This is a genomic window from Sinorhizobium psoraleae, assembly GCF_013283645.1.
Taxonomy (GTDB): domain Bacteria; phylum Pseudomonadota; class Alphaproteobacteria; order Rhizobiales; family Rhizobiaceae; genus Sinorhizobium; species Sinorhizobium psoraleae.
This window is the reverse complement of record NZ_JABEKV010000044.1, coordinates 1-3020: the sequence shown is the minus strand read 5'-3', so window position 1 is coordinate 3020 and position 3020 is coordinate 1. Positions and strand designations below refer to the sequence as shown.

The 3020-nt window shown below is 57.2% G+C and carries 3 protein-coding genes and 1 pseudogene; 2 read left to right on the top strand and 2 right to left on the bottom strand.

Features of this window, described 5'->3' with window-relative positions; all coding sequences use genetic code 11:
• Positions 1–233: 233 nt before the first annotated feature.
• A pseudogene (locus ILFOPFJJ_RS34455) lies at positions 234–368 on the bottom strand (transposase); the annotation flags it as partial.
• Positions 369–418: 50 nt separating this feature from the next.
• Positions 419–1678, bottom strand: coding sequence for an ATP-grasp domain-containing protein (locus ILFOPFJJ_RS34450; protein ID WP_173514853.1), 1260 nt, complete (start codon positions 1676–1678; stop codon positions 419–421).
• Positions 1679–2174: 496 nt separating this feature from the next.
• Between ILFOPFJJ_RS34450 and ILFOPFJJ_RS34445 the strand changes: the two genes are divergently transcribed.
• Entirely contained in the window at positions 2175–2462 is a 288-nt protein-coding gene (locus tag ILFOPFJJ_RS34445; RefSeq protein ID WP_173514852.1) for a hypothetical protein, read from the top strand.
• A gap of 19 nt (positions 2463–2481) precedes the next feature.
• Positions 2482–2907 carry a transposase gene (locus ILFOPFJJ_RS36740; RefSeq protein WP_376741500.1) on the top strand — a complete coding sequence of 142 codons (426 nt, stop codon included), beginning with the start codon at positions 2482–2484 and terminating at the stop codon, positions 2905–2907.
• Positions 2908–3020: the final 113 nt, after the last annotated feature.

Here is a 3020-nt window from a genome sequence, read left to right as displayed (position 1 = left end):
CGACGCATCGGCGGTCGGAACCACGGCCCACGGCTTCGGCCGCAGTGCACGATCGCCAGCTCGTGCACATGCTCGCCAACATGGTGCTGGCAGCAGAGACCCGAGGGAACCATGTCTACTGACATCGCCATGAAGGTTGACGTCGACCATCTGCGGCGTGATGCATTCCTCTACGTGCGTCAGTCCTCGCTTTGTCAGGTGTTCGAGAACACCTCGGCCTCTCCGGCGCGCAGCGCCGTGCAGCCGATCTTGGCGGCGATCGAGGAAACGGCTGCCCATCGCGAGGAATATTCGCCTTGGTGATCCAAAACCATCCGCACAGCTCGGGCGCGGACTTCCGGTGAAAATTTGTTCGTTGTCTTGCTCATGAGGTCTCCACTCTCTCAGAAGTTGGAGCCTCCGGCAAACCCGAAGCGGTTCAATGCTCGTTGGTATGAGGCGGCGAGTTGTCCTTATGGACAACGGCCGGAAATGGCGTAATCGCCCAGTCAACTAAGCCGACAGCATGGTGAAGTACCGCCTGGGTCCGAGCAAGGCTGGGTGAAACTGCGATGACATGTCCGATCCAATCTCGGGCGTCGCCCTTCCTAATGATCGGCGTCTTGGGTTCAACATAAAATTTGACGTCGGCGACACCTGCCACAGTAGCCGCCCGACTGACGCCCTCGATCCAATCGAGAGTGCCATCGCGGTCGGGAACCAGGATTCGCGCAGCCGCAGTGTGCGGTTGTCCTCTGCGCAAATTCCATTCATCTCCGATCACAAGCTTGATGTGCTCTGTGACGAGATCGACACCGTAGGCCAACTCAACAAGTTGAAGTCCCGGCGTGCCACCGAGACGTGGATTGACTTCAATGACGACTGGGCCACGTATCGTCCATCGAAGCTCAACATTCGATGGCCCCCAGCCAAGACCGAGAGCTCGCAAACAGCGTAGCGAAACATCGGCGATATAATCGTGCTCGTCATCAATCAGTGCTGCCGGATAGGTGAATTCATGATAGACGAAATGCGGTGGTGGGCCGCAGTCACCAGTGCCAACTCCAACGACCCTATTTCCCATGATCTCAGCGCTATAATAGGGACCTTGTGCGAACTCTTCGACCAGAATCTTCGGCGAAGACTGCCATGTGTGCCTCGCGCCTAATAAATAGGTCGTATGTTCGGCTAACTCATCGTTGTTACGGCACAATCGAATACCGCGGCTGCCGCTGCCTGTGACTGGCTTAAGAATCACTGGGAGCCCTATCTCCACTGCAGATCTTTCTACGTCCTTTGCATTCGCCGCCAAGTGAAAGGCAGGCGTTGGAATTCCGGCCTTCGCGAGGACCTGACGTTGAGCGAATTTGTCGCAGCATCGTTCGATCGATGCGGGGTTCGGTCCCGGTAGATGGAAATGCTGACAGAGTTTGGCAATTGTCGCATAGAACGAGTCCCCAACGCTTGTGATCCCAGCCATTTCATAGGTCGCCCGTAGCCGGGAACATTCGCGGATCAGGGCATCGAGATTATCTGTATCGACCCGAATTGCCTCAATGCTTTCCGCCGCAAGATAGTCGTACTGAGCCGGATTAGCTGACAGCATAATTGGATGAAGGCCAAGACGCTGCGCCGCTTGGACGTATAACAGTCCAGCACGTGCACCACCTTCGACCAGGATGAGCGCTCTTTTTGCCATTGGCTTTTAGCTCCGACGTTTGCGGCGTGAGAATGCAACCGATCAGTTTCCTAGCTGTGCCTACCTCAAATTTCTCGGAGCGTACCATTGTCAGCGCCATGCGGATGCGAAGTTTCTATAAAATTTCGTTAAATATCTATTACAACATTTTTGACTGCCGCCGGTGGCACGGACCAGCGCAACGGGAGCTGTCGCCTACCGAGAGGGGCAATCGCGTGTTTGCTATCCGCGGAGTCCGAGCGCGTGATGACGGACAACCGCGTGTGCTGTCAGTCCATCCGGGTAGCTTGCAAAGTCTCGGGCCGCACTGGATTTTCACTAAGACTAAACCCCTAAGATCAACGGAAAAGGCGAACGCTTCATTCAGACAAGCCCCGATACCAGCCCACGCATGGCCTACAATGCTTCTGACGAACGTGCCCTAAGGTCCGTACTCAATCAGCACATGAATTTGTGTTGAAACGTGATTCTCACTTGGCGAGGCTGAGGGGTGATCATGGCGAACGAGTTCTGGCTAAACGACCAACAATTGTATCGATCGCGTCTTGCTTGTCGAGAGCCAACCCGGCGCGGCCCGGGCGGACCGGCGCGTTCTCAGCGGCATCATTCATGTCCTGAAATCCGGCTGCTGCTGGCGGCATTGCCCGCCGATCTGTGTCCCTACACCACCATCTATAATCGCTGGAAGCGCTGGTCGCGGCGCAAGATGTGGCGCAAGCTGTTCGAAGCGTTGCCGTCCCTCCCCCGGGCGACGACTTCCACGCATCGATTCGACCACGGCTAAGGCGCTCGCGCGGCGGCCGGTGGAAAAGGGGGCGGAGAAGCAGGCCATCAGGCGGTCTCTCGGGGGCAGAAGCACGAAAATCCACGCGGTTTGCGACAGCCTTGGCAGAGCCATCGGGGTTCGAAGTGACGCCAGGCCAGCGCGGCGATGTAACGTCGCAGTCCCCTTGCTGACTGCATTACCGCTGCATTCCTGTGCGGCCGACACCGCCTATGACGCAGACGGATTGCGGAAATTCCTGCTCGCGCGCGGCAGCATCCGGTTATTCCCAACAAGCTACGCGCAGACGCGTCCATCCTTCGACCGAAGCGCATACAAACGGCGAAACCTGATCGAACGGATGTTCTGCAGGCTCAAGGACTGGCGGCGCATCACCACGAGATGCGACAAGCTCGCGCGAAACTCATGGCCGCGGTTGCACCAATCATTTGGTGTGTCTCATTGAGTCCGGAACCTAGCACTACTTTGGCACCTTTGGCTTGCGGCGTTCTGTGAGGAGCATCTCACAGTGAGGGCATCGGAGCGGCGGTGGCCGTGCGAAGATGTCGAGGATCGCTT

Bases quoted from the DNA above. Each gene is read 5' to 3' on its own strand.
- ILFOPFJJ_RS34450 (WP_173514853.1), bottom strand. From the start codon at position 1,678: ATGGCAAAAAGAGCGCTCATCCTGGTCGAAGGTGGTGCACGTGCTGGA.
- ILFOPFJJ_RS34445 (WP_173514852.1), top strand. From the start codon at position 2,175: ATGGCGAACGAGTTCTGGCTAAACGACCAACAATTGTATCGATCGCGT.